General features: G+C 52.8%; 19 protein-coding genes and 1 pseudogene. 15 read left to right on the forward strand and 5 right to left on the reverse strand.

The window, feature by feature from the left end:
• Positions 1-41 precede the first annotated feature (41 nt).
• The gene (locus P771_RS0114235) at positions 42-2,339 is read left to right on the forward strand and encodes a molybdopterin-containing oxidoreductase family protein (protein WP_084301954.1); all 2,298 of its coding nucleotides are present in this window, start codon (positions 42-44) and stop codon (positions 2,337-2,339) included.
• 82 nt (positions 2,340-2,421) lie between these two features.
• On the opposite strand, the gene P771_RS18520 is transcribed toward P771_RS0114235, so the two are convergent.
• The 5 genes and pseudogenes from P771_RS18520 to P771_RS0114260 form a co-directional block, all read right to left on the reverse strand.
• The gene (locus P771_RS18520) at positions 2,422-3,003 is read right to left on the reverse strand and encodes a hypothetical protein (protein WP_150112215.1); all 582 of its coding nucleotides are present in this window, start codon (positions 3,001-3,003) and stop codon (positions 2,422-2,424) included.
• A gap of 151 nt (positions 3,004-3,154) precedes the next feature.
• A pseudogene (locus tag P771_RS17820) lies at positions 3,155-3,706 on the reverse strand (peptide-methionine (S)-S-oxide reductase MsrA); the annotation flags it as partial.
• Positions 3,707-3,947: 241 nt separating this feature from the next.
• Positions 3,948-5,327 (reverse strand): sigma-54-dependent transcriptional regulator, encoded by a 1,380-nt coding sequence (locus P771_RS0114250; RefSeq protein WP_051617386.1) that lies wholly within the window; start codon positions 5,325-5,327, stop codon positions 3,948-3,950.
• Entirely contained in the window at positions 5,327-5,911 is a 585-nt protein-coding gene (locus P771_RS0114255) for a hypothetical protein (RefSeq protein WP_150112216.1), read from the reverse strand. Before P771_RS0114255 ends, P771_RS0114250 begins: the two co-directional genes overlap by 1 nt.
• Before the next feature lie 16 nt (positions 5,912-5,927).
• A complete protein-coding gene (locus P771_RS0114260) occupies positions 5,928-7,367 on the reverse strand; it encodes a HAMP domain-containing sensor histidine kinase (protein WP_028575669.1) in 1,440 nt (479 codons plus the stop codon).
• A 286-nt stretch (positions 7,368-7,653) separates the two neighbouring features.
• On the opposite strand from P771_RS0114260, the gene P771_RS0114270 reads away from it, so the two are divergent.
• From P771_RS0114270 to P771_RS0114335, 14 genes are all read left to right on the forward strand, one after another.
• Complete coding sequence (locus P771_RS0114270; RefSeq protein ID WP_028575670.1) at positions 7,654-8,118, forward strand: response regulator; 465 nt, start codon at positions 7,654-7,656, stop codon at positions 8,116-8,118.
• Positions 8,119-8,300: 182 nt separating this feature from the next.
• Complete coding sequence (locus tag P771_RS17825) at positions 8,301-8,831, forward strand: ATP-dependent zinc protease family protein (RefSeq protein ID WP_244147339.1); 531 nt, start codon at positions 8,301-8,303, stop codon at positions 8,829-8,831.
• Positions 8,832-8,865: 34 nt separating this feature from the next.
• Complete coding sequence (locus P771_RS0114280) at positions 8,866-10,386, forward strand: inactive transglutaminase family protein (RefSeq protein ID WP_028575671.1); 1,521 nt, start codon at positions 8,866-8,868, stop codon at positions 10,384-10,386.
• Between the two features lie 88 nt (positions 10,387-10,474).
• Positions 10,475-11,428 (forward strand): alpha-L-glutamate ligase-like protein, encoded by a 954-nt coding sequence (locus P771_RS0114285; RefSeq protein ID WP_028575672.1) that lies wholly within the window; start codon positions 10,475-10,477, stop codon positions 11,426-11,428.
• Positions 11,429-11,546: 118 nt separating this feature from the next.
• Complete coding sequence (locus P771_RS0114290; protein ID WP_028575673.1) at positions 11,547-11,807, forward strand: hypothetical protein; 261 nt, start codon at positions 11,547-11,549, stop codon at positions 11,805-11,807.
• A 20-nt stretch (positions 11,808-11,827) separates the two neighbouring features.
• The gene (gene cutA / locus P771_RS0114295) at positions 11,828-12,145 is read left to right on the forward strand and encodes a divalent-cation tolerance protein CutA (protein ID WP_028575674.1); all 318 of its coding nucleotides are present in this window, start codon (positions 11,828-11,830) and stop codon (positions 12,143-12,145) included.
• Between the two features lie 121 nt (positions 12,146-12,266).
• Complete coding sequence (locus P771_RS0114300) at positions 12,267-13,349, forward strand: aminoglycoside phosphotransferase family protein (RefSeq protein WP_150112217.1); 1,083 nt, start codon at positions 12,267-12,269, stop codon at positions 13,347-13,349.
• A 26-nt stretch (positions 13,350-13,375) separates the two neighbouring features.
• Complete coding sequence (locus P771_RS0114305; protein WP_208595979.1) at positions 13,376-13,972, forward strand: adenylyl-sulfate kinase; 597 nt, start codon at positions 13,376-13,378, stop codon at positions 13,970-13,972.
• 32 nt (positions 13,973-14,004) lie between these two features.
• Positions 14,005-15,336, forward strand: coding sequence for a tRNA (N6-isopentenyl adenosine(37)-C2)-methylthiotransferase MiaB (gene miaB, locus P771_RS0114310; RefSeq protein ID WP_028575677.1), 1,332 nt, complete (start codon positions 14,005-14,007; stop codon positions 15,334-15,336).
• On the forward strand, positions 15,333-15,830 hold the full coding sequence (locus P771_RS0114315) for a bifunctional nuclease family protein (protein WP_337833578.1): 498 nt from the start codon (positions 15,333-15,335) through the stop codon (positions 15,828-15,830). Before miaB ends, P771_RS0114315 begins: the two co-directional genes overlap by 4 nt.
• Positions 15,831-15,875: 45 nt before the next feature.
• On the forward strand, positions 15,876-16,535 hold the full coding sequence (locus tag P771_RS0114320; protein WP_028575679.1) for a histidinol phosphate phosphatase domain-containing protein: 660 nt from the start codon (positions 15,876-15,878) through the stop codon (positions 16,533-16,535).
• Positions 16,532-17,293 carry an NAD-dependent deacylase gene (locus tag P771_RS0114325; protein WP_028575680.1) on the forward strand — a complete coding sequence of 254 codons (762 nt, stop codon included), beginning with the start codon at positions 16,532-16,534 and terminating at the stop codon, positions 17,291-17,293. Before P771_RS0114320 ends, P771_RS0114325 begins: the two co-directional genes overlap by 4 nt.
• Before the next feature lie 33 nt (positions 17,294-17,326).
• Positions 17,327-18,025: a MotA/TolQ/ExbB proton channel family protein gene (locus P771_RS0114330; RefSeq protein ID WP_028575681.1), complete on the forward strand. Its 699-nt coding sequence runs from the start codon at positions 17,327-17,329 to the stop codon at positions 18,023-18,025.
• A gap of 9 nt (positions 18,026-18,034) precedes the next feature.
• Positions 18,035-18,442: an ExbD/TolR family protein gene (locus P771_RS0114335; protein ID WP_028575682.1), complete on the forward strand. Its 408-nt coding sequence runs from the start codon at positions 18,035-18,037 to the stop codon at positions 18,440-18,442.
• Positions 18,443-18,446: the final 4 nt, after the last annotated feature.

Raw genomic sequence — 18,446 nt, forward strand, 5'->3', positions numbered from 1 at the left:
CTTCAGGAGTCTGGTGCCTTGAATAAACAAAGGAGGTTCTCATGTCCATCACCAGAAGAAAGTTCATGCACAGTTCAGCCCTGGCTGCAGGAGGACTGGTGTTCAGCTCCATGGGCATGCGTTTATACGCCTATGATCCGGACCAGATCAGCCCTGACCGGGACGAAACCCGTAAAAGCTATTGCGGGCTGTGTCATCCCAGATGCGGAATCCTTTTGCATATGAAAAAAGGGAAGGTGATTCAGGTCACTGGTGACCCGGACCACCCTTTGACCAGGGGGGTCATATGCCAGCGGGCCCTTTTGATGCCCGAGCATATCCACCACCCCGGACGGATCAATTATCCCATGAAAAGAACAGGTCAACGCGGACAGGGACAGTGGGAAAGAATCTCCTGGGACCAGGCCCTGGACGAAGTGGCCGAAAAGCTCTCCCGGCTCAGGGATGAACATGGACCTGAAACCCTGGCCTTTACCCACGGAACCAGCCGGACCCACCATTGGGACTGCAGGCGTTTTTTCAACTTATTCGGATCACCCAATATTGGTGGGGCCAACAATATCTGCATGTGTCCCAGCTATGCTACTGAATTTGCCACCTACGGAGGCATGGCCAGAGGTGACGTCAGAAACGCCAGGTGCGTGGTCATCTGGGGCAGGGCCGCCTCCAAGTCAGCCCCGGTGACTTCCTATCCAGCCCTGGAACATGCCAGGCAGCAGGGTGCCAGATTCATCGTCATTGACCCCAGACAAATTGAGGAAACCAAGTTTGCGGATAAATGGCTTCAGATCCGACCCGGAACAGATCTGGCCCTGATGCTGGCCTGGATCAGGATTATCATTGAGGAAGACCTTTACCACAGGGAATTCGTGGAAAAATGGACAAAGGGATTTGACCGGCTTAAGCTGGCAGTCCAGGACTACACCCCGGAAAAAGTGTCCAGAATCACCTGGATTCCTGAAAAGGATATCCTGGAGTCGGCCAGGATGTATGCCACCACGAGCCCGGCTGTAATTCCCTATGGATATGGCCTGGACAAGCAGGGTATCAACTCCAACCAGTGTGCCAGGGCCAGAGCCATATTAAGGGCCATAACCGGAAACCTGGAGATCCCCGGCGGCGAAATCATGAGTCAGGCCCCGGAAATGGCCAGGGTCAGGGGTGAGTTCGACCTGGTCCAGAGCGATGCCATAGGGCCGGAACAAAGGGCCAAGCAGATCGGCATTGACAAGTATCCCTTTTTCGGCTTCCCGGGTTGGGAAAAAAATGTCCAGAACAATAAACGGCTTCCCCAGGGATACATTGACCCGCCCTCCATGTACCGGACCTGTGTAGGTCATCTGCGGGAAATCTTCAAAGCTGCCATAACCGGAAAACCTTATCCAGTCCGGGCCATGATGTCTGTGGCCAACAACCCCATGCTGGCCTTTCCTGACGTCAACCTGACCCATAACGCTCTTACTTCCCTGGATCTTTATGTGGTCATGGAGTACTATATGACCCCGTCAGCAGCCCTGGCCGACTATGTATTTCCATCGGCAACCACTGTTGAGCAGCCTCAGCTCTGGACCAGCGGAGGCTTCTGCATGACCTGCCCCCAGGGACTTGAACCCCTGTATGAACGCAGGGATACCTATCAATTCTACCGGGGTCTTGGGCTTCGTCTGGGGCAGGGACAGGACTGGCCCTGGAAAAACCTGGAACAGGTTTATGACTACTGTCTGGAGCCGGCAGGAGTGACCTTCCGGGAACTGAGTGAAACCTACGGATTCTTTGGCAAACGGGAATACAGACAGTATGAAAAATACGGCTTTGGAACTCCTTCAGGCAAAGTGGAGCTGTATTCCACAGTGTTTGAGGATCTCGGCTGCGATCCCCTGCCCAGATATAAGGAACCCCTCTGGAGCCCCGAGGCTGATCCGGAACTGACCAAACAATACCCCCTGATCCTGATCACCGGCAGCCGATTCATGCCCATGTACCATTCTGAACATCGCCAGATTGAATCAGCCAGGGAGCAGGTGCCTGACCCGCTGGTCTGGATGCATCCAGACACAGCCGTCCAATATGGATTAGCGGAAAATGAATGGGTTCATGTTGTCAACCCCAAGGGCAGAATAAAAATGCGTCTCAGGACTTCGACCATCATGCATCCTCAAATGGTGGATGTTCAGCATGGGTGGTGGTTTCCTGAAAGAAAGGAGGGAACGCCTGATCTGTTTGGAGCATTGGAGTCCAATGCCAACGTGCTCTGTCCCATGGACGAGGAACACTGCAGCCCTGAAATCGGCAGCTGGCCCCATTCAGCCCTGATATGCCGGGTGGAAAAAATCAGCTGAACAAACCATGATCAGCAGGCAGGCCGGGCCGCCAAGAAACATCCCAGCAGCCCGGCCCGGCTCAAAAAGAGTCCATTTTCTCCTAGAACCTGTACCTCAGACCCAGGACATAGAAGTCCGAGGCCCCCCGGACTCCTCCGAAAAGTCCGAACACCCCGGATCGGTGATGGATTCTGTAAACCAGACTGTACTTCGGATATCCGGGCAGGGTCAGGGCCAGTTCAAAGGCCAGATAATTCAAAAGCCGCTGGGACTTTCCCCTGATCTGAACTTCCCGCTCAGGAGTCTTGGAAGTAAGAGACATGCCATCGCCTATAGCCGCTGACGTATGCAGGACATGATTCCATGGAAAGTTGTCATACCTCAGCAAAAAGGCCAGCACGTACTCTTCGTAATCCTGATGACCCTCTTTGTGCCTTCCATGATGCTTGGCAAAAATGCCTTCCAGCTCCAGGGCGAAATCATCCCAGAACCGGGTCAGCTCCCTGGAAAGACCCAGACCATGCAGATACTTTCTCTCAAATTTGCCCGGGATATTGAAAGTGGTCTTGCCAAGGGTCCGGTTTGTGTAAACGCCGTTGTAAAGGGTCAAGGCCCATTGGTAATCTTTTACCCTGGCTGGGGGAGAATCATTCTCACCAGCTGCACCTGGTGCAGCCGTCAACAACATCACCATAAGGCAAAACCATGCCCCAAAAAATTTCAAGCCCACGTCATTCCTCCCTTGGGGAAAACCAGTTCCAGAAAGAAAAGCAGTTTTACCAGAATGCACCAAAAGCCGTTTGAAAAGGAAAAATTTCAAGCCAGGTTCAAATTCATCTGGACATGCGCTTCTGCAGAAATTCCAGGGAGTTTTTAGAGAGACCCAGCTCTTCCAGGCTGCCATCCAGCATCTTTGAATCTGTGTATCCGCCAAGGATGCCGTTAACTCTGGCTGCAGCCGTAGAACGGACCAAATCCTTGAAGTCAGGATAGATGACCTGAAATTCATCCCTTAAACTGGAATATCTCTGCAGGTAAAATTTCTGATGATAGTCTTCAGCTGGAAAAAATTCCACATATCTGAGTACCTGGGTGACCACATTTCCGGAAAGCCTGTCCATGCTTTTAAGGATCTTTTCCTTTTGCTCATCCGTGTGATAAAATACCGCATTCATATACTGCCTGGACCAGGGCTGACTGTTGTAGTCATGTTCGCCCCAGAATTTCCTGAGCAGATCTTCATAAGAAATCCTTGCTGGATCAAACCTGATCTGAAGGCTTTCCATGTGATCCCCGATATTGCGATATGTGGGATAAGGACTTGTTCCCCCGGTGTAACCCACTACAGTTTCATAAACCCCGTCCATGATGCCGAATCCGGCATCAGGCCCCCAGAATCAGCCCAGGGCAAAGGTTGCTGTTTCCAATTCATGGGGCCTGGACCCGTCTACAGGTGGAATTGCTTTGGGGATAAAATCTGATTGACTTGATGCAGTGCCCATGCTTCCTCCCATCCCGAAAATATTAATCAGCAAAACAATTGTAAAAGTCAGCCGGAAAAAGAAATATCTTAAAGACAAACCAGAGCCTGGCCAGCAAGCTCCGGCATTGTTCATTCCAGGCCTGTCAAGGGTCAAAACGGTTGTTTCCAGCCGGAATGCTTATGTTGTGTTTCTTGATCTTGTAGTGGATGGCCCTGCGGCTGATTCCCAGGATATCAGCCGCATGTTTTTGAACCCATCCGGTCTTTTCCAGGGCCCGGATAATGGCCTGCTTTTCACTTTCATCAAGGGACATGGGGTCCTGGTTCAGACTCTGACCGGTTAAGGATTCCTCAAGCTGCAGGTCCTCAGCCCTGAGCATCCTGCCCGGACAAAGGAGTACCCCAGCCTCCAGGACGTTGGACAGTTCCCGCACATTGCCTGGCCAGTGATATCCCAGCATCCTGTCCATGGCCTGGTCAGAGATCACCGGCCGCTCCAGGCCGCTTTTCTTAGAGAGGCTGTCCAGAAAATAGTCTGCCAGAATCGGCAGGTCTTCCAGACGATCCCGCAGCGGGGGAACCTCCAGCTTGACCACCTTCAGCCTGAAATAGAGATCCTCCCTGAATTTTCCGGCCCGGACCAGATCCGGCAGATTGGCATTGGTGGCAGCCACAACCCTGCACTCAACCTCAATGGACCTGGTGTCTCCCACCCTGCGCATGGTCCGCTCCTGTAAAAAACGCAGCAGCCTGGTCTGCATTTCAGGAGAGATGTTGCCTATTTCATCCAGAAAAAGAGTGCCGCTGTGGGCGGTTTCAATGAGTCCTTTTTTGTCTTGAACCGCATGGGTGAAAGCACCTTTAACATGTCCGAACAGTTCGCTTTCCAGAAGGGTCGGCTGGGTTGAACCGCAGTCAATGACCACAAAGGGGCCATCGCTGCGATGGCTCCACTTATGGAGCATATTGGCCACCAGCTCCTTGCCTGTACCTGACTCGCCCTGAATGAGGACCGAGACATCACTGGGGGCGATGCGGCGCATCATCCGGCTTAATGCGGCCATGCACGGACTTTTTCCCAGGACCATGCCCTGTCCGGCATCCAGAGCAGCTCCCTCTTCAGGATAGGCCCGGGCCAGCAGCCTATTGATCCTGGATACCAGCTCACCACCGTCAAAGGGCTTGGAAATGTAGTCAGCCGCCCCCTGGTGCATGGAGCTCACCGCATCGGACACATTGCCGTAGGCTGTCAGCAGGACAACTGGAATCCCTGGCCAGGTCTCGGTTACGGTCTCTAAAAGCTCTCTGCCGTCCATTCCGGGCATCTTGACATCTGAAAGCACCAGATCCACAGCCTGACTGCTCATTATCTCCAGGGCCTGACTGCCATTTACAGCGGTCAGGACCTTGTATCCGGCTGAGCCAAGCCTGGCTTCCAGAACCTGGACAATGCTCGGATCGTCGTCAACCACGAGGATTGACAGTCTTCCTGGATCAGAAGGCAAAAAAGTTTGACTGGCCATTATTCCAGAAGCTGCCTTTTCTGTTGCTCTATCAGGCTGGAAAGCTCTTCCAGCTCCTGGATCTGCCGCTGCAGGGTCAGTTTTTCCTCTTCCAGCTCACTGATCCGGTTTCTTGAGGCCCTGTGCCGGGCATTCAGGGATCGGTTCTCCATTTCCAGGGTCCTGTTTTTCTCAATGACCTGGGCCAGTAAGGCCAGCAGTTCCGGGTACAGACTGTGGTCACTGCTGATTTTTTCAATCCCTTGTTCCAGTTTTTTCTTCCAAGCCTGGAAATCCGAGTCGGTTTCCGAGGTCAGCATTTCAGCCAGAATCACTCCCATCCTGGCTTCCAGCCTGGTCAAAGGCTCAGAAGCAATGTTCTGGGCTTCCTGGAACATCTGCCCGGCCTGGTGGTAATCTCCTGAACGCATCCTGACCATGGCCTTGTCCAGGAGGTCATGGGTTAGTTTCTGCAGTTCATGGGCTTCCTGGGAAATGGGGCGGTCCTGAACCTGGACCTGAGTTTTGAATACAGTACATCCGCTCAAAGTCCAGGCCAGCCAGACAAAGATGATCAAATTCCATGAAATGCGAAGATATGACAACAACCTGTGACTCCTCTTATCCGTCCTGATCGGCTTCAGCCGGGAGGTTAAAGCAGAATACGCAGCCGGATGAAGAATTTTTTTCCAGCCACAATTCACCTCCATGCGCCCTGATGATATGCCTGGATATATTCAGGCCCAGCCCGGCCCCGTCGGTCATGTTGCTGATGTTTTTGCCCCGGTAGTATCTTTCAAACACCAGATCCTCTTCTTCTTCAGGTATTCCAGGGCCCTGGTCAACAACACAGACCACAAGGTCCCTGCTCCCGGAACCAATTGACGCGCCAAGGATAATTTGACTCCCGGCCGGGGAAAATTTCACTGCGTTTCCCAGCAGATTAAAGAGCACCTGCTGGATATGGCTGGGGTCAGCATGTAGAATTGTGCTTGTCTTTGGCGTGGTTACTTTTATGTCCACCCTTCCGGCTTCAGCTACCGGCCTGATCCTTTCTACAGCCTCCTCAAACAGTTCATAAGCCTTTACCCGGACCGGTTCAAGTCTGATCTTTCCGGACTCCAGACTTGAGGCCTGCATCAGGCGCTGGAGCAAATCAGACAGCCTGATGGTTTCCTTGTGGGCGATTTCCAGGAATCTGGCCTGATCCACGGAACTGCTCCCAGCCACTCCATCCCTGACCAGGTTAATGGACTCCCTGATGCTGGTCAGGGGCGTCCTGATCTCATGGCTCAACATGGATATGAACCTGGACCGCATTTCTTCTTCCTGTTTGAGCCTGATCCCCATCCTGTTGTAAGCCTTGGCCAGCTCCCCCAACTCTCCATATGAACCTACCCTGACCGGCTTGAAATCCTCACTCAAACTCATGGCTGAGATACTTTTCCTGAATTCACGCATGGACCGGTTCAAAAAATAGGCAATGATCAGACTTCCAAGCAGTCCCACCAGGGTGACCAGCACGAATCCGGTGAACCCAAGACGCTGGGCCTGCACCCCCCGGTCATACATCCTCTGCATCCTGTTATTTATCCGGTCCAGATATCCGGCCCGCAGGGTGGTGACACTCTGGATCCAGGCTGACAAGGCTTCTTCGCTGGGAAGGCTGATTTCCACTGCCTCTGAACCATCCATCCGGCTCAGACCCATTATCTCCAGACCCTGTTCCAGCTCAGGCAGGCCGGTTCCACGGGGCAGACTGGTCAAAAGGCGCTCAAAGGACTTGAGATGTTCCAGGGACGCCAGATGATACTCCTGCCGGCCCAGGATCTCATATTTTCTTCTGTTTTCCACAAAAAGCAGGGTAGTGTCCACCAGTTGTTCAGTGATGGCCACCACCTCGAAATCCTTGTTCACGATACCATCGGTGGTGGAGACCAGATCCCGGATGCCATGGGAAAAATAGCCGATGATCAGGCCGAAAATCACCATCAGAGACAGAGACCAGGCCAGCAGCCTGGAAGTGATGCTCATTCTTGAGAAAACCTGTCTGATTTTCATTGGTTATTCTCCAAAATATCCGGTGCTGGCAACAGGATCAGCCAACCGTTTTTAGTGTCCATTGGAATATTTTTTGCATATTTTTCCAGAATTATTCCAGCACTGCAAGATTTTCCATCCTGCCTTGCTGGTTTGTGAGCCTGGTATCCCTGGAGACGCTTGAGCATAAGCAAAGCCTTTTGTTTGGGCCCCGATACTGCTGGCAACTGGCTTTGGGACCGACCTGAAGCCCTCTGGCAAAGGCGAGAGCTATCCAGTCAACCTTTGGACTTCCCTACGGACAAATATGTCGGACAAAGTTCTTCTGGTGGACGATGATCCCCAATTTCTGGAAATCTTTGAAGCAATCCTTAGCAGACACTTCAACATCCAGGCTGCATCAGGCCCTGAACAGGGTCTGGAAATCCTGAGCAGCGACAACTCATTCCAGGTGATAGTGGCCGATCTCTACATGCAGCCCATGGACGGCATTGAATTTCTCTACCGGGCCCAAAAGCTTGTCCCTGCTGCATCGGGTATCCTTATCACCGGCCACCCCAGCCTGGACAAAATCATCCAGGCCGTAAACAAAACCAGAATTTTCGGCATTTTTGCAAAAAGCGATCCCGTATCCCAGCTTGTAAGCAGGATTCGCCAGGGAATCCAGGCTTCAGGACCAGCCAGGCCAGGAAAGCATTCAGCTAAGGTCTCCCTTTCCCGGGACGAATTGATTTTCTTACAGACCTTTCCTTTTTCACACTCCAAAGAGTAATGCGCCCCCAAGGGCCTAGCCTGCCGGGTGGGCAAAAAACGTAACCGGATCCACAATTTTTTCCCATTTCTTCCCTTAAGCCGGATGCAAATGCCGGAGCTCATCGTCCATTTCCCAGTGGCACCATGCTTGCAAAATTACAGCGTATACTTTTAACCATTTATCAAACCTTTTTTCTCACTATGAACAACATTCGCTTTTTCAATCTGCTGCTGCCCATGATCCTCATTTTCCTGCTCCGGCCAGATCCGGCCTGGACAGAGCAGGAAAGCCATTTGCTCATTATGGGGTGGGTGGAAAAAACCAGGCTCCTGCCTGACGGCCCTTTTCTGAAGGCCAAGCTGGACACCGGAGCCCGGACATCTTCCATGCATGCCCGGGACATTGAACCTTTTGAAAAAGATGGCCAAAAAATGGTCCGGTTCACTGTAGATGCCCAGTGCGCAAGGACTGGAGAAAAACAGGTTCTTCAATTTGAGAAACCCCTCAAAAGAAATGTGCTCATCCGCCAGCACCAGCGCGACCCCATGCCCAGGCCTGTGGTTGTCATGGATTTCTGTCTGGGCGGCACAGTCCATTCTGCCCAGTTTTCCCTTACTGACCGCTCAGGGTTCAACTATCCGGTTTTGCTGGGCAGGATATTTCTGGAAGATGTAGCTCTGGTGGACTCAGGCTCCACCGGTCTGATGTCCCAGGTCTGTCCCGGACCGTGACTGGTCACCAATAAACCCATACACCCAGGAAAACATGCTCCACAATAACCGCACAACCATCATCATAGCCCTTCTGATCTGCCTGGTGGCTGGATCAATTTTTTTCTACAAATCCAACCGGCTTGGTCTTCCAGTTACCAGCGACCAGACCGTGGATCTGTGGAACATTGAGGTCAGAATCAGCTTTGAAGCACCCCCAGGACCCACTCAGGTCAAAACGGTCATTCCCATGTCACTGCCGGGATACCGACTCATAGGAGAAGACTTCATTTCCGGCAGCTACGGGCTGAGCGTTGAATCCAACGATCTGAACCGCTACGCCCACTGGACCGTGCGCAGAGCCCAGGGTCATCAGTCCCTGTATTACCGCATCCAGCTGATAAAGTCCCCTGACATTGAGCTTCAGGATACCGAGCTTCCCCTGCCTCCTCAGGTCCCTGACTACGGAGACATGGAAAAGGCTGCTGCCATGGCCATACTGGAGGAAGCCAGGAGATCCTCTGCTGATGTCGCCACCTTTGTCCGGGAATTTCTGAAAAGATTCAATGATCCCAATCCATCGGAAAACTACCGTTTTTTTCTCAGACAAGCATCCAGTCCCATGGAGCGGGTACTCCTGCAAAAGCACATCCTGGCCGGAGCCAGAATTCCCACCAGAATTATTCAGGGCTTTGTCCCGGTGGATGGCAGCAGGTCCCTGGAACTCACCCCCTGGCTTCAGGTCCACAACGGGACCAGGTGGCTGACTTTCAACCCAGAAACAAGTGAGCAGGGACTGCCTCCAGGCTTCCTGACCTGGCAGGTAGGTGGTGATCCTGTGGTAGCAGCCCAGGGAGCCAACAGTATCAGAACCACCTTTTCCGCCTCCAGAATACCTGAAAATCTGCTGGCCCTGGCCAATGACCAGGCTGGCCAGAACAGATCTTTCTTGGTCAAATACTCGTTCTTGAATCTGCCCCTGCATATCCAGAACCTGTACAAGACAGTGCTTCTGATTCCCCTGGGGGCCCTGCTGGTGGTTTTCATGCGCAATGTCGTGGGGGTGCCCACCTTTGGGACCTTCATGCCTGTTCTGATTGCCCTGGCTTTTAAGGAGACCAACCTCATAATGGGCCTGACTCTGTTTTTGATCATCATGGCCCTGGGGATGACCCTGCGCTCTGGCCTGGATAAGCTGCGGCTGCTTCTTGTGCCGCGCCTTGCCTCGGTCCTGATCCTGGTCATCATGTCCATGGCCGCCATAAGCCTGATTTCCCATCATGCCGGAATACCCAGTGGACTCTCTGCAGCCATGTTTCCCATGGTTATTCTGGCCATGACCATTGAACGGATGTCCATTGTGTGGGAGGAAAGCGGACCATTTGATGCCCTGGGCCAGGCCCTGGGAAGCATGGCCGTTGCAGTAATGGGTTTCTGGATATTTCAAAACAGTTTTCTGGAACACCTGTTTTTTGTTTTTCCTGAACTGATCCTGGTTGTCCTGGCCGGATGCATCCTCCTGGGCAGATACACAGGATACAGGGCTGCTGAGCTCTTTCGGTTCAGGACAGCCTGATAAACCCGGGATAAAGGATGCTAGTAACCAGAGTATTTATTTTTGCGCAACCAGCAATGCTAATCACTTATAGTCCCTGGACTGGGCCATGATCGCAACACCCGGCAGACTGAAAAAACTTGGGATTCTTGGAATGAACAGGCGTAACGCCGATTTCATCCTGCCCTTTAACCCCCGCCGGAATTATCCCCTGGTGGACGACAAGGTCCTGACCAAGGATCTGGCTGGCCAGGCCGGTCTGGCAGTTCCCAGGCTTTTCGGGGTGGTGGACTCCAACTATCAGCTCAGGAAACTTGCAGAACTGCTGGCTGACCTGGACAGTTTTGTGATTAAGCCTTCCAGGGGCAGTGGCGGCAACGGTATCCTGGTGGCCCAGTCCCGCCAGGGCAGCCATTTTTTCAAACCTGACGGAAGCGTTCTTGACCTGAACAGGATCAAGTACCACGCAGCCAATATCATCAGCGGGATGTACAGTCTGGGAGGGATTATGGATAAGGCCATGATCGAATACAGGGTCAGGTTTGATCCGATATTCAGGGAAATCAGCTTTCAGGGTGTGCCTGACATCCGGGTAATCGTGTTCAAGGGGGTCCCGGTCATGAGCATGCTCAGACTGCCCACCAGACTTTCTTCAGGCAGGGCCAACCTGCACCAGGGCGCCATAGGTGTCGGGGTGGACATTTCTTCGGGAACCACCCTCAAGGCGGTCTGGAAAAACAGACCCATAACCCGTCATCCAGACACGGCAGCCCCTCTGAAATCCATCACCATCCCCTGCTGGGATGAAATCCTGCTCAATGCGGCCCAGTCTCGGGAAATCGCAGGTCTGGACTATCTCGGAGTGGATATTGTGCTTGATGCGGAACTGGGACCGCTGATCCTTGAATTCAATGTCAGGCCTGGTCTGGCCATTCAGCTGGCCAATGGTCAGGGTCTGGCTCCAAGGCTGGAAAAAATTCAATCCCTGCCAGCCATTCCGGAAGACCCGGAAGAGAGGGTCGTGCTGACCAGGACGCTGTTTTGTCCTGATCCTGAGTCGTGACCCCTGGCTGGTTCAATACTTTCCACGGTTGCATCGGGTTGCATGAGCAGTATAAATAAATTAAGCTTGGACTCATCCAAGCCTAGATTGTTTTTTAACATCATCCAGGAGGTCCATTATGGCTAAAACATCAGCTCTCATCTTTACCCTGGCTCTTTGTCTGGTGTTTGTTTTTGGAGTCAACCTGAATGCCGGCATCCAGGAGGAAGGCGACCGGATCCTTTCCCAGCGCTGCTCTGTCTGTCATGATCTGGCCAGGGTCAAGAATGCTGACAAGACCAGAGCTGAATGGGAAAATACTGTAGACCGGATGATCAGCATCGGCGCCAGAGTCACTCCTGAAGAAAAGCCGGTCCTGATCGACCATCTTGCCCAATAGTCAGGCTGGACTAAAAGCATATGCAGTACTCATTTGTCTATATAACCGCATCAGACCTTGCAGAGGCAGAAAATATCGGTCAGGTCCTGGTCAGGGAAAAGCTGGCTGCCTGCGTCAATATTTTCCAGGGCATGAAGTCCATTTACATGTGGCAGGGAAAACTGGAAGAATCCAGAGAAGCCGTGCTCCTGGCCAAGACCAGGGAAGATCTCAGGGAAAAACTCCTGGCCAGAGTCAAGGACGTGCACAGCTATGAATGTCCTTGCGTGGTCTTTATTCCTGTAGCTGGAGGAAATCCTGAGTTTCTGGAATGGATTGGTCTCCAGACCACTTCCTGATCCCCTGCTTTCTGGGAATGATATGTTTTAATCTGAAGCTGCAGCTGCCCGGGACAGGGCCGCCAAGTCAACCTCAACCCTGCTGCCTGGTAAGCTGCAGCAGGAGCCACGGAAAAACTATATGCTGGAAATGAAGCTGGAAAACCTGGAAAATTACTTAAGATCCATCCTGGACGGCAAGATCGAACTGACTGGTATCGGAGAAATTGGATCCCTGGACGAACAGGGGATGAAGGACTTTGGATACGGCAAGCCCATGCTGATCAATTTCAGACAGGACGGGAAACCCGTCCAGGCCGTGCTTTCAGCCATGAAGGGTGACCGGTACGGGCATCAGTTCTACTGGGACCGGGCCGCAATCCTCATGTTCCAGTATGAAACCGGTGGCCTGATGAAGCATCATGTCCGGCCCATGGGTCTGGGCTATGTGGATGGATCAGGCCGGCTGGTCCCGGTCAAGGACGTCAATGAATTCTTCATCCTCAACGAAAAGGTCGAGGGTAAGGACTACTTCCTGGATCTGGAACGGATTAAATCCGGACAACTTCTGGAAAGGGATATAGGTCTGACTGCTGAATTCGCCCTGTGGCTGGCTGACCTTCACTCAGCCAAAAGCCCGGAAAAAGACCTCTACCACCGCAGGATCCGGCAGCTTATCGGTGATTCCGAATGCATATTCGGCCTCATCGATGCCTATCCCCATCCCTTTGAGCACTTTCCTGAAAAAAGATTCATTGATCTGGAAAAAAAACTCATTGAATGGCGCTGGAAGCTTCGCAGGTATGACCACCGTCTGAGTGAAGTCCACGGAGATTTTCACCCCTGGAATGTGCTCATCCGGGAGGATGGCGGTTTTTCCGTGCTGGACCGCAGCCGGGGACAATGGGGAGAACCGGCTGACGATGTATCCACCATGACCTGCAATTATCTGCTCTACTCCCTTTATTCCGGTCCCAGGCTTTCAGGAGACTTTGAACAGCTGTACCGGACCCTCTGGGACACCTATCTGGACAAGACCAATGACCGGGAGATCCTGGAAGTTGTAGCCCCTTTTTATGTCTTCAGGGGGCTGGTCATAGCTTCGCCTGAATGGTATCCAGGGCACCCCCTGGAAGTCAGGCAGGCCCTTTTCCGATTCCTGGAAAATATCCTGGAGGAAGATGTCTTTGATTACCAGAACATCAACAAATATCTCCAGGGATGACCTAGACAAAAAGGATCAAGACTCAAGTGACAAACATCAGTTCACCCCCTGCTGAAGGCTTTGCTGTCTGGTTCACCGGTCTGCCCGGATCCGGAAAGAGCAGCATCAGCAGAAAAGTGTCCCAAGAGCTGAAAAAAGCGGGAATAGATGCAGTCCACCTGCAGATGGACCAGCGCCGCAAGGTTTACTTTCCTCATCCCCGGTACACTTCTGAAGAAAGAAGCAGGGCTTACCAGCTCTTTGCTGAAGAAGGTGCTGATCTGGCCGGGCAGGGCAGGTTCGTGGTAATGGATGCCACAGCTCCCAGAAAATCCATGCGGGATCTGGCCAGAAAACTTATTTCCCGCTTTGCTGAAATCCATGTGTCTTGTTCCCTGGAAACAGCCATGAAGCGGGAAGGCAGCCGGCCCGAAGGTCTGGTCATGGCCGACCTTTACGCCAAGGCCCTGGAAAGGAAGAATACCGGCCGGGACTTCCCCGGACTTGGCCAGGTCATAGGGGTTGATCTTGCTTTTGAAAAAGATCCCCAGGCCGAACTGGTCATTGAAAACGACCAGCTAAGCCTTGACCAGGCTGTTCAGCAGGCCATGGATTTCATCCTGAACCATTTCATCCAGCATTGACACCTGGATCTGACGGGTTAAGTTTCCTGTAAATGAAGTATCATATTCTTACTTTCGGCTGCCAGATGAATGTGGCTGACTCCGGCTGGCTGGACCGCTCCCTGACCAGCATGGGATATGAAAAAACACCGGACGAAGACCAGGCTGATTTTTTCATTGTCAATACCTGCAGTGTAAGGGAAAAGCCAGAGCAGAAAGTCTACAGTCTGCTGGGCAGGCTCAAGGAATTTCAGGAAAAAAAACCTTGGGTTTTTGCCTGTGTGGGCGGATGCGTGGCCCAGCAGGTGGGAAACTTTTTTTTCCAACGCTTTCCCTTTGTCCGGCTGGTCTTTGGAACGGACGGTCTGGCTATGGTGCCAGCAGCCCTGCAGCGTCTGGAAAAAGATGAACACCTGAAGATCAGCCTTCTGGACTTTCAAGATCTGTACCCGGAGCGGACCAACCACTGGCCGGACAAACTTGGCCCTCAGGCCTTTGTCAACATCATGCAGGGCTGTGATAATTTCTGCGCTTACTGCATTGTGCCCTATACCAGGGGCAGGCAGAAATCCCGCTCTTCAGCGGAAATCTTAAGGGAGTGCCGGGAACTTGTGGATCGGGGGGTCAAGGAAATCACCCTGCTGGGCCAAAACGTCAACAGCTACGGCCAGGACAAAGACGGGCAGGAAATCTCCTTTGCCCGCCTGCTGCGGGAGGTGGACCGAATTAACGACTTAAAAAGGCTTCGCTTTACCACCTCCCATCCCAAAGACATGAGCCCGGAGGTGATAAAGGTCTTTGGAGAGCTGGAGACCCTGTGCCCGCAACTTCACCTGCCATTGCAGTCCGGATCCGATGACATCTTGAAATCCATGGGCAGGAAGTATACCTCCAGTAAATACCTGGATCTGGTTGAAGCCCTGCGTTCTGTATGCCCGGACCTGGCCCTGACCACGGATCTGATTGTGGGCTTTCCTGGTGAAACTGACACGGATTTTCAGCAGACCCTGAACGTAATGAACAAAGTGGGCTTTGATTCCTGTTTTTCATTCAAATACTCGGACCGGCCAGGGGTGCGTTCCAGCCTGATGCAGCCCAAGGTGTCTGAACAGGAAAAAACCCTGAGGCTGGACATTCTGCAGCAATTACAGGAAGAATGGACCAGGAAAAGGCTGGAGAGCAGGGTCGGCCGGAAAGACCTGGTGCTCATCGAAGCCCCGAGTAAAATGCAGAAAGCCGGAACCAGGTCCTGGAAGGGACGGGACTTGGGAGGCCGGGTGGTTAACGTGGGTCTGGACAGCAGTGACGACTTGACCGGTAAAATCCTGGAAGTAGCTGTTATCAGGGCCAAGAAACATTCCCTGGAGGGAGAGGTGATTAGATGATGATCAAAATGGAAATATTCGGACTGGCAATGGATGAAAAGACCAACATGCCCCTGGTCATCCTCAAGGACAGCGAAGACAAGTACATTCTGCCCATCTGGATCGGAGCCCTGGAGGCCATGGCCATCTCTCTGCCCCTCAAAGGCATGTCCATGCCCAGGCCCATGACCCACGATCTCTTTCTGGATACCTTGAATCAGCTGGATGCCAAGCTGCTGCACGTTGAAATCAGTGAAATCAAGGATTCCACATATTATGCCATCCTGGTCATGGCCAAAGGAGATGAGGAGCTGAGGATCGACAGCCGGCCCTCGGACGCCATAGCCATGGCGGTCCGGGCCAAAATTCCCATCCTGGTCAACAAGACCATCCTGGAACAGATCATGAAGGAGCAGGACGGAGACTATCAGGTGGTCTTAAACGACGAGGAAGGCAAAAAATGGACCGAAATCCTGGAAAAGTACAATCTGGATGACATAAAGTACAAGATGTAAAAAAGCTGGCCATGGCTTTTAAACCTGATTTTTCGGAGCAGAACATTGATAGATTTGCATATGCATACCGTCTACAGCGACGGTGAGCTGATCCCGGCCGAGCTGGCCAGGAGGGCCAAAGTGGCTGGATACCGGGCAGTAGCCTTTACAGACCATGCTGACCACTCCAATGTTGAGCACATCCTGGCCGGGATGCTCAAGATGGTCCATGACTACTCCCTGTACGCTGAAATCGATATCCTGGCAGGGGTTGAACTGACCCATGTCCCTCCGGCCCTTATCCCGGATATGACTGCCAGGGCCCGCCAGCTTGGGGCCCAGATCGTCATAGTCCACGGCGAAACCATTGTTGAGCCGGTTGCCCCCGGGACCAACCACGCTGCCATCATGGCCGGGGTGGACATCCTGGCCCATCCAGGGCTCATCACGCCCCAGGACGTGGAACTGGCGGCTGAAAAAAACGTCTGTCTGGAAATAACCACCAGAAAAGGCCACAGTTTGACCAACGGCCATGTCACCAGCCTGGCCAGAAAGCATCAGGCCAGACTGGTCATCAACAATGACGCCCATTCCCCCGGGGACCTGGTGGACAGGGACATGCGCCGCAACATCGCTCTGGGAGCCGGAATGAGCGAAGATGAGTATCTTCGGGCTGAACAGAATTCTGTGGATATCCTGGCCCGGATAAGGAGCAGAGCCAAGTGAGCAGCTTTCAAAAAGAACTCTGGGCCAAAGCGGCTGATATTTTAAAAGAATCCAGGCTGGCCATTGCCATGACTGGAGCTGGGATCTCCGTACCCAGCGGGATTCCGGACTTCAGAAGCCCTGGTGGACTGTGGTCCAAATTTGATCCGCAACAGGTCTGCTCAGACTGGGCTCTGATCAACAACCCCCACGGGGTGTGGGAATTTTTGCTGGAGGCTGTCAAAATGTTTGCCGCTGCCCGGCCCAATCCAGGCCATCTGACCCTGGCCAGGATGGAACAGACCGGCATCATTAATTCCATCATTACTCAGAATATTGACAACCTTCACCAGCTGGCCGGTTCAGCCAATGTAATTGAATTTCACGGAGGATGCGGTTCATTTTATTGCAACCAGTGCAGAAAAGACTTTGACCCGGCCCTGGCCCTTAACCTGAATGAAAAGGATATTCCATGGCTTTGCAATGATTGTCAGGGTATCATCAGGCCTTCAGTGGTCTTTTTCGGGGAGCAGATCCCGGCCCAGGCCATGCTCCAGAGCCAGGATCTGGCTGAAAGGGCTGATGTGGTGCTTATTGTAGGCACTTCTGGCGAAGTCGCCCCTGCCAATGTCTTTCCCCAGTGGATCAAAAGACGGGGCGGAAAAATAATCGAGATCAACCTTGGCTCAACAGCCTATGACGGCCTGTCCGACCTGAAGCTGGATATGCCGGCAGAGATCGCCCTGCCAGGAATCATGGATATGCTTGACAGACAATAATCCCCAAACAGCAGTGTAAAAGGTTACAACCATATGAACATGTTCATGCCTGAACAGGGTCTTTGGGCCATGCTGGTCCAGTCCTCCCTGCTCATCCAGATCATCATGCTGGTCCTTCTGGTCATGTCGGTTTCCAGCTGGACCATCATCATTTTCAAATTCGTCACTTTCAGGCGGTTCAAATCCCTGATCCAGGACCAGATCCAGAATTTTGAACGGGCTTCAGATCTGGCTGAAGCCATGAAGGCCTCCAGACAGAGCGCCCAGTCCCCCCTGTATATGATAGGTCTGTCCGCTCTCAAGGAGATCCAGAAGCTGGAGCAGAGCCAGCTTTCAGCCAGTGTCAAATTCCGCATTGCCGAGGACAACGTCAGAAGAGTACTTCGTCAGGGTGTCAGTGCCCAGCTCAAAGAGCTGTCATCATCCCTGCCCTTTCTGGCCATCTGCGCCAACTCCTCCCTGCTCATCGGACTGCTGGGTACGGTCTGGGGGATCATGAATTCCTTCCATGCCATTGGCATTCAAAGGGGGGCCACCCTGGCAACCGTGGCTCCAGGCATATCCGAAGCTCTGATAACCACTGCCTTCGGACTGGTGGTGGCCATCCCAGCCACCATTTTTTACAATATGCTCTGGGAAAGATTGAACAACATCCAGTTCGATCTGATTAACTTTGCAGGATCATTTCTGAACAGGGCCCAGCGTGAGCTGCCCTGGATGGAAAAAAAGTAGGGGACAGCCGTGGATTTTGACCCATTGGGCAAAGGATTCATCACCCAGACCAATGTCACTCCCATAGTGGACGTGATGCTGGTTCTGCTGATCATCTTTATGATCACCGCACCCATGCTCACCCAGGGCATTGAGGTGGATCTGCCCCAGACCTCCACAGTGGATGTCCTGCCCGAGGACCATGACAACCTGGTCATCAATGTGGACCGGGAAAGCAGGATCTATATTGATGAGTACGAGGTCGGACTGGAAGAGCTGGCCGGCCACCTGGAAAGAATGATCCAGGGCCGGGACAGGCTGGTCTACCTGCGGGCTGATGAAGTGGTGCCTTACGGACTGGTGGTCAAGGTCATGTCCAGGGTAAAAGAAGCTGGAATAGACAGACTGGGTGTGGTGGCTGAACCAGAGGGGGACTGACTGT

The organism is Desulfonatronovibrio hydrogenovorans DSM 9292, assembly GCF_000686525.1.
Taxonomy (GTDB): Bacteria; Desulfobacterota; Desulfovibrionia; order Desulfovibrionales; family Desulfonatronovibrionaceae; genus Desulfonatronovibrio; species Desulfonatronovibrio hydrogenovorans.

What these genes read in the sequence shown, in the direction of transcription:
- P771_RS0114280 (WP_028575671.1), top strand. Translation starts at nt 8,866, where the DNA reads ATGCTCCACAATAACCGCACAACCATCATCATAGCCCTTCTGATCTGC.
- P771_RS0114260 (WP_028575669.1), bottom strand. Translation starts at nt 7,367, where the DNA reads ATGAAAATCAGACAGGTTTTCTCAAGAATGAGCATCACTTCCAGGCTG.
- P771_RS0114270 (WP_028575670.1), top strand. Translation starts at nt 7,654, where the DNA reads ATGTCGGACAAAGTTCTTCTGGTGGACGATGATCCCCAATTTCTGGAA.
- miaB (WP_028575677.1), top strand. Translation starts at nt 14,005, where the DNA reads ATGAAGTATCATATTCTTACTTTCGGCTGCCAGATGAATGTGGCTGAC.
- cutA (WP_028575674.1), top strand. Translation starts at nt 11,828, where the DNA reads ATGCAGTACTCATTTGTCTATATAACCGCATCAGACCTTGCAGAGGCA.
- P771_RS0114330 (WP_028575681.1), top strand. Translation starts at nt 17,327, where the DNA reads ATGAACATGTTCATGCCTGAACAGGGTCTTTGGGCCATGCTGGTCCAG.
- P771_RS17825 (WP_244147339.1), top strand. Translation starts at nt 8,301, where the DNA reads ATGAACAACATTCGCTTTTTCAATCTGCTGCTGCCCATGATCCTCATT.
- P771_RS0114235 (WP_084301954.1), top strand. Translation starts at nt 42, where the DNA reads ATGTCCATCACCAGAAGAAAGTTCATGCACAGTTCAGCCCTGGCTGCA.
- P771_RS0114300 (WP_150112217.1), top strand. Translation starts at nt 12,267, where the DNA reads ATGCTGGAAATGAAGCTGGAAAACCTGGAAAATTACTTAAGATCCATC.
- P771_RS0114315 (WP_337833578.1), top strand. Translation starts at nt 15,333, where the DNA reads ATGATGATCAAAATGGAAATATTCGGACTGGCAATGGATGAAAAGACC.
- P771_RS0114290 (WP_028575673.1), top strand. Translation starts at nt 11,547, where the DNA reads ATGGCTAAAACATCAGCTCTCATCTTTACCCTGGCTCTTTGTCTGGTG.
- P771_RS0114250 (WP_051617386.1), bottom strand. Translation starts at nt 5,327, where the DNA reads ATGGCCAGTCAAACTTTTTTGCCTTCTGATCCAGGAAGACTGTCAATC.
- P771_RS0114285 (WP_028575672.1), top strand. Translation starts at nt 10,475, where the DNA reads ATGATCGCAACACCCGGCAGACTGAAAAAACTTGGGATTCTTGGAATG.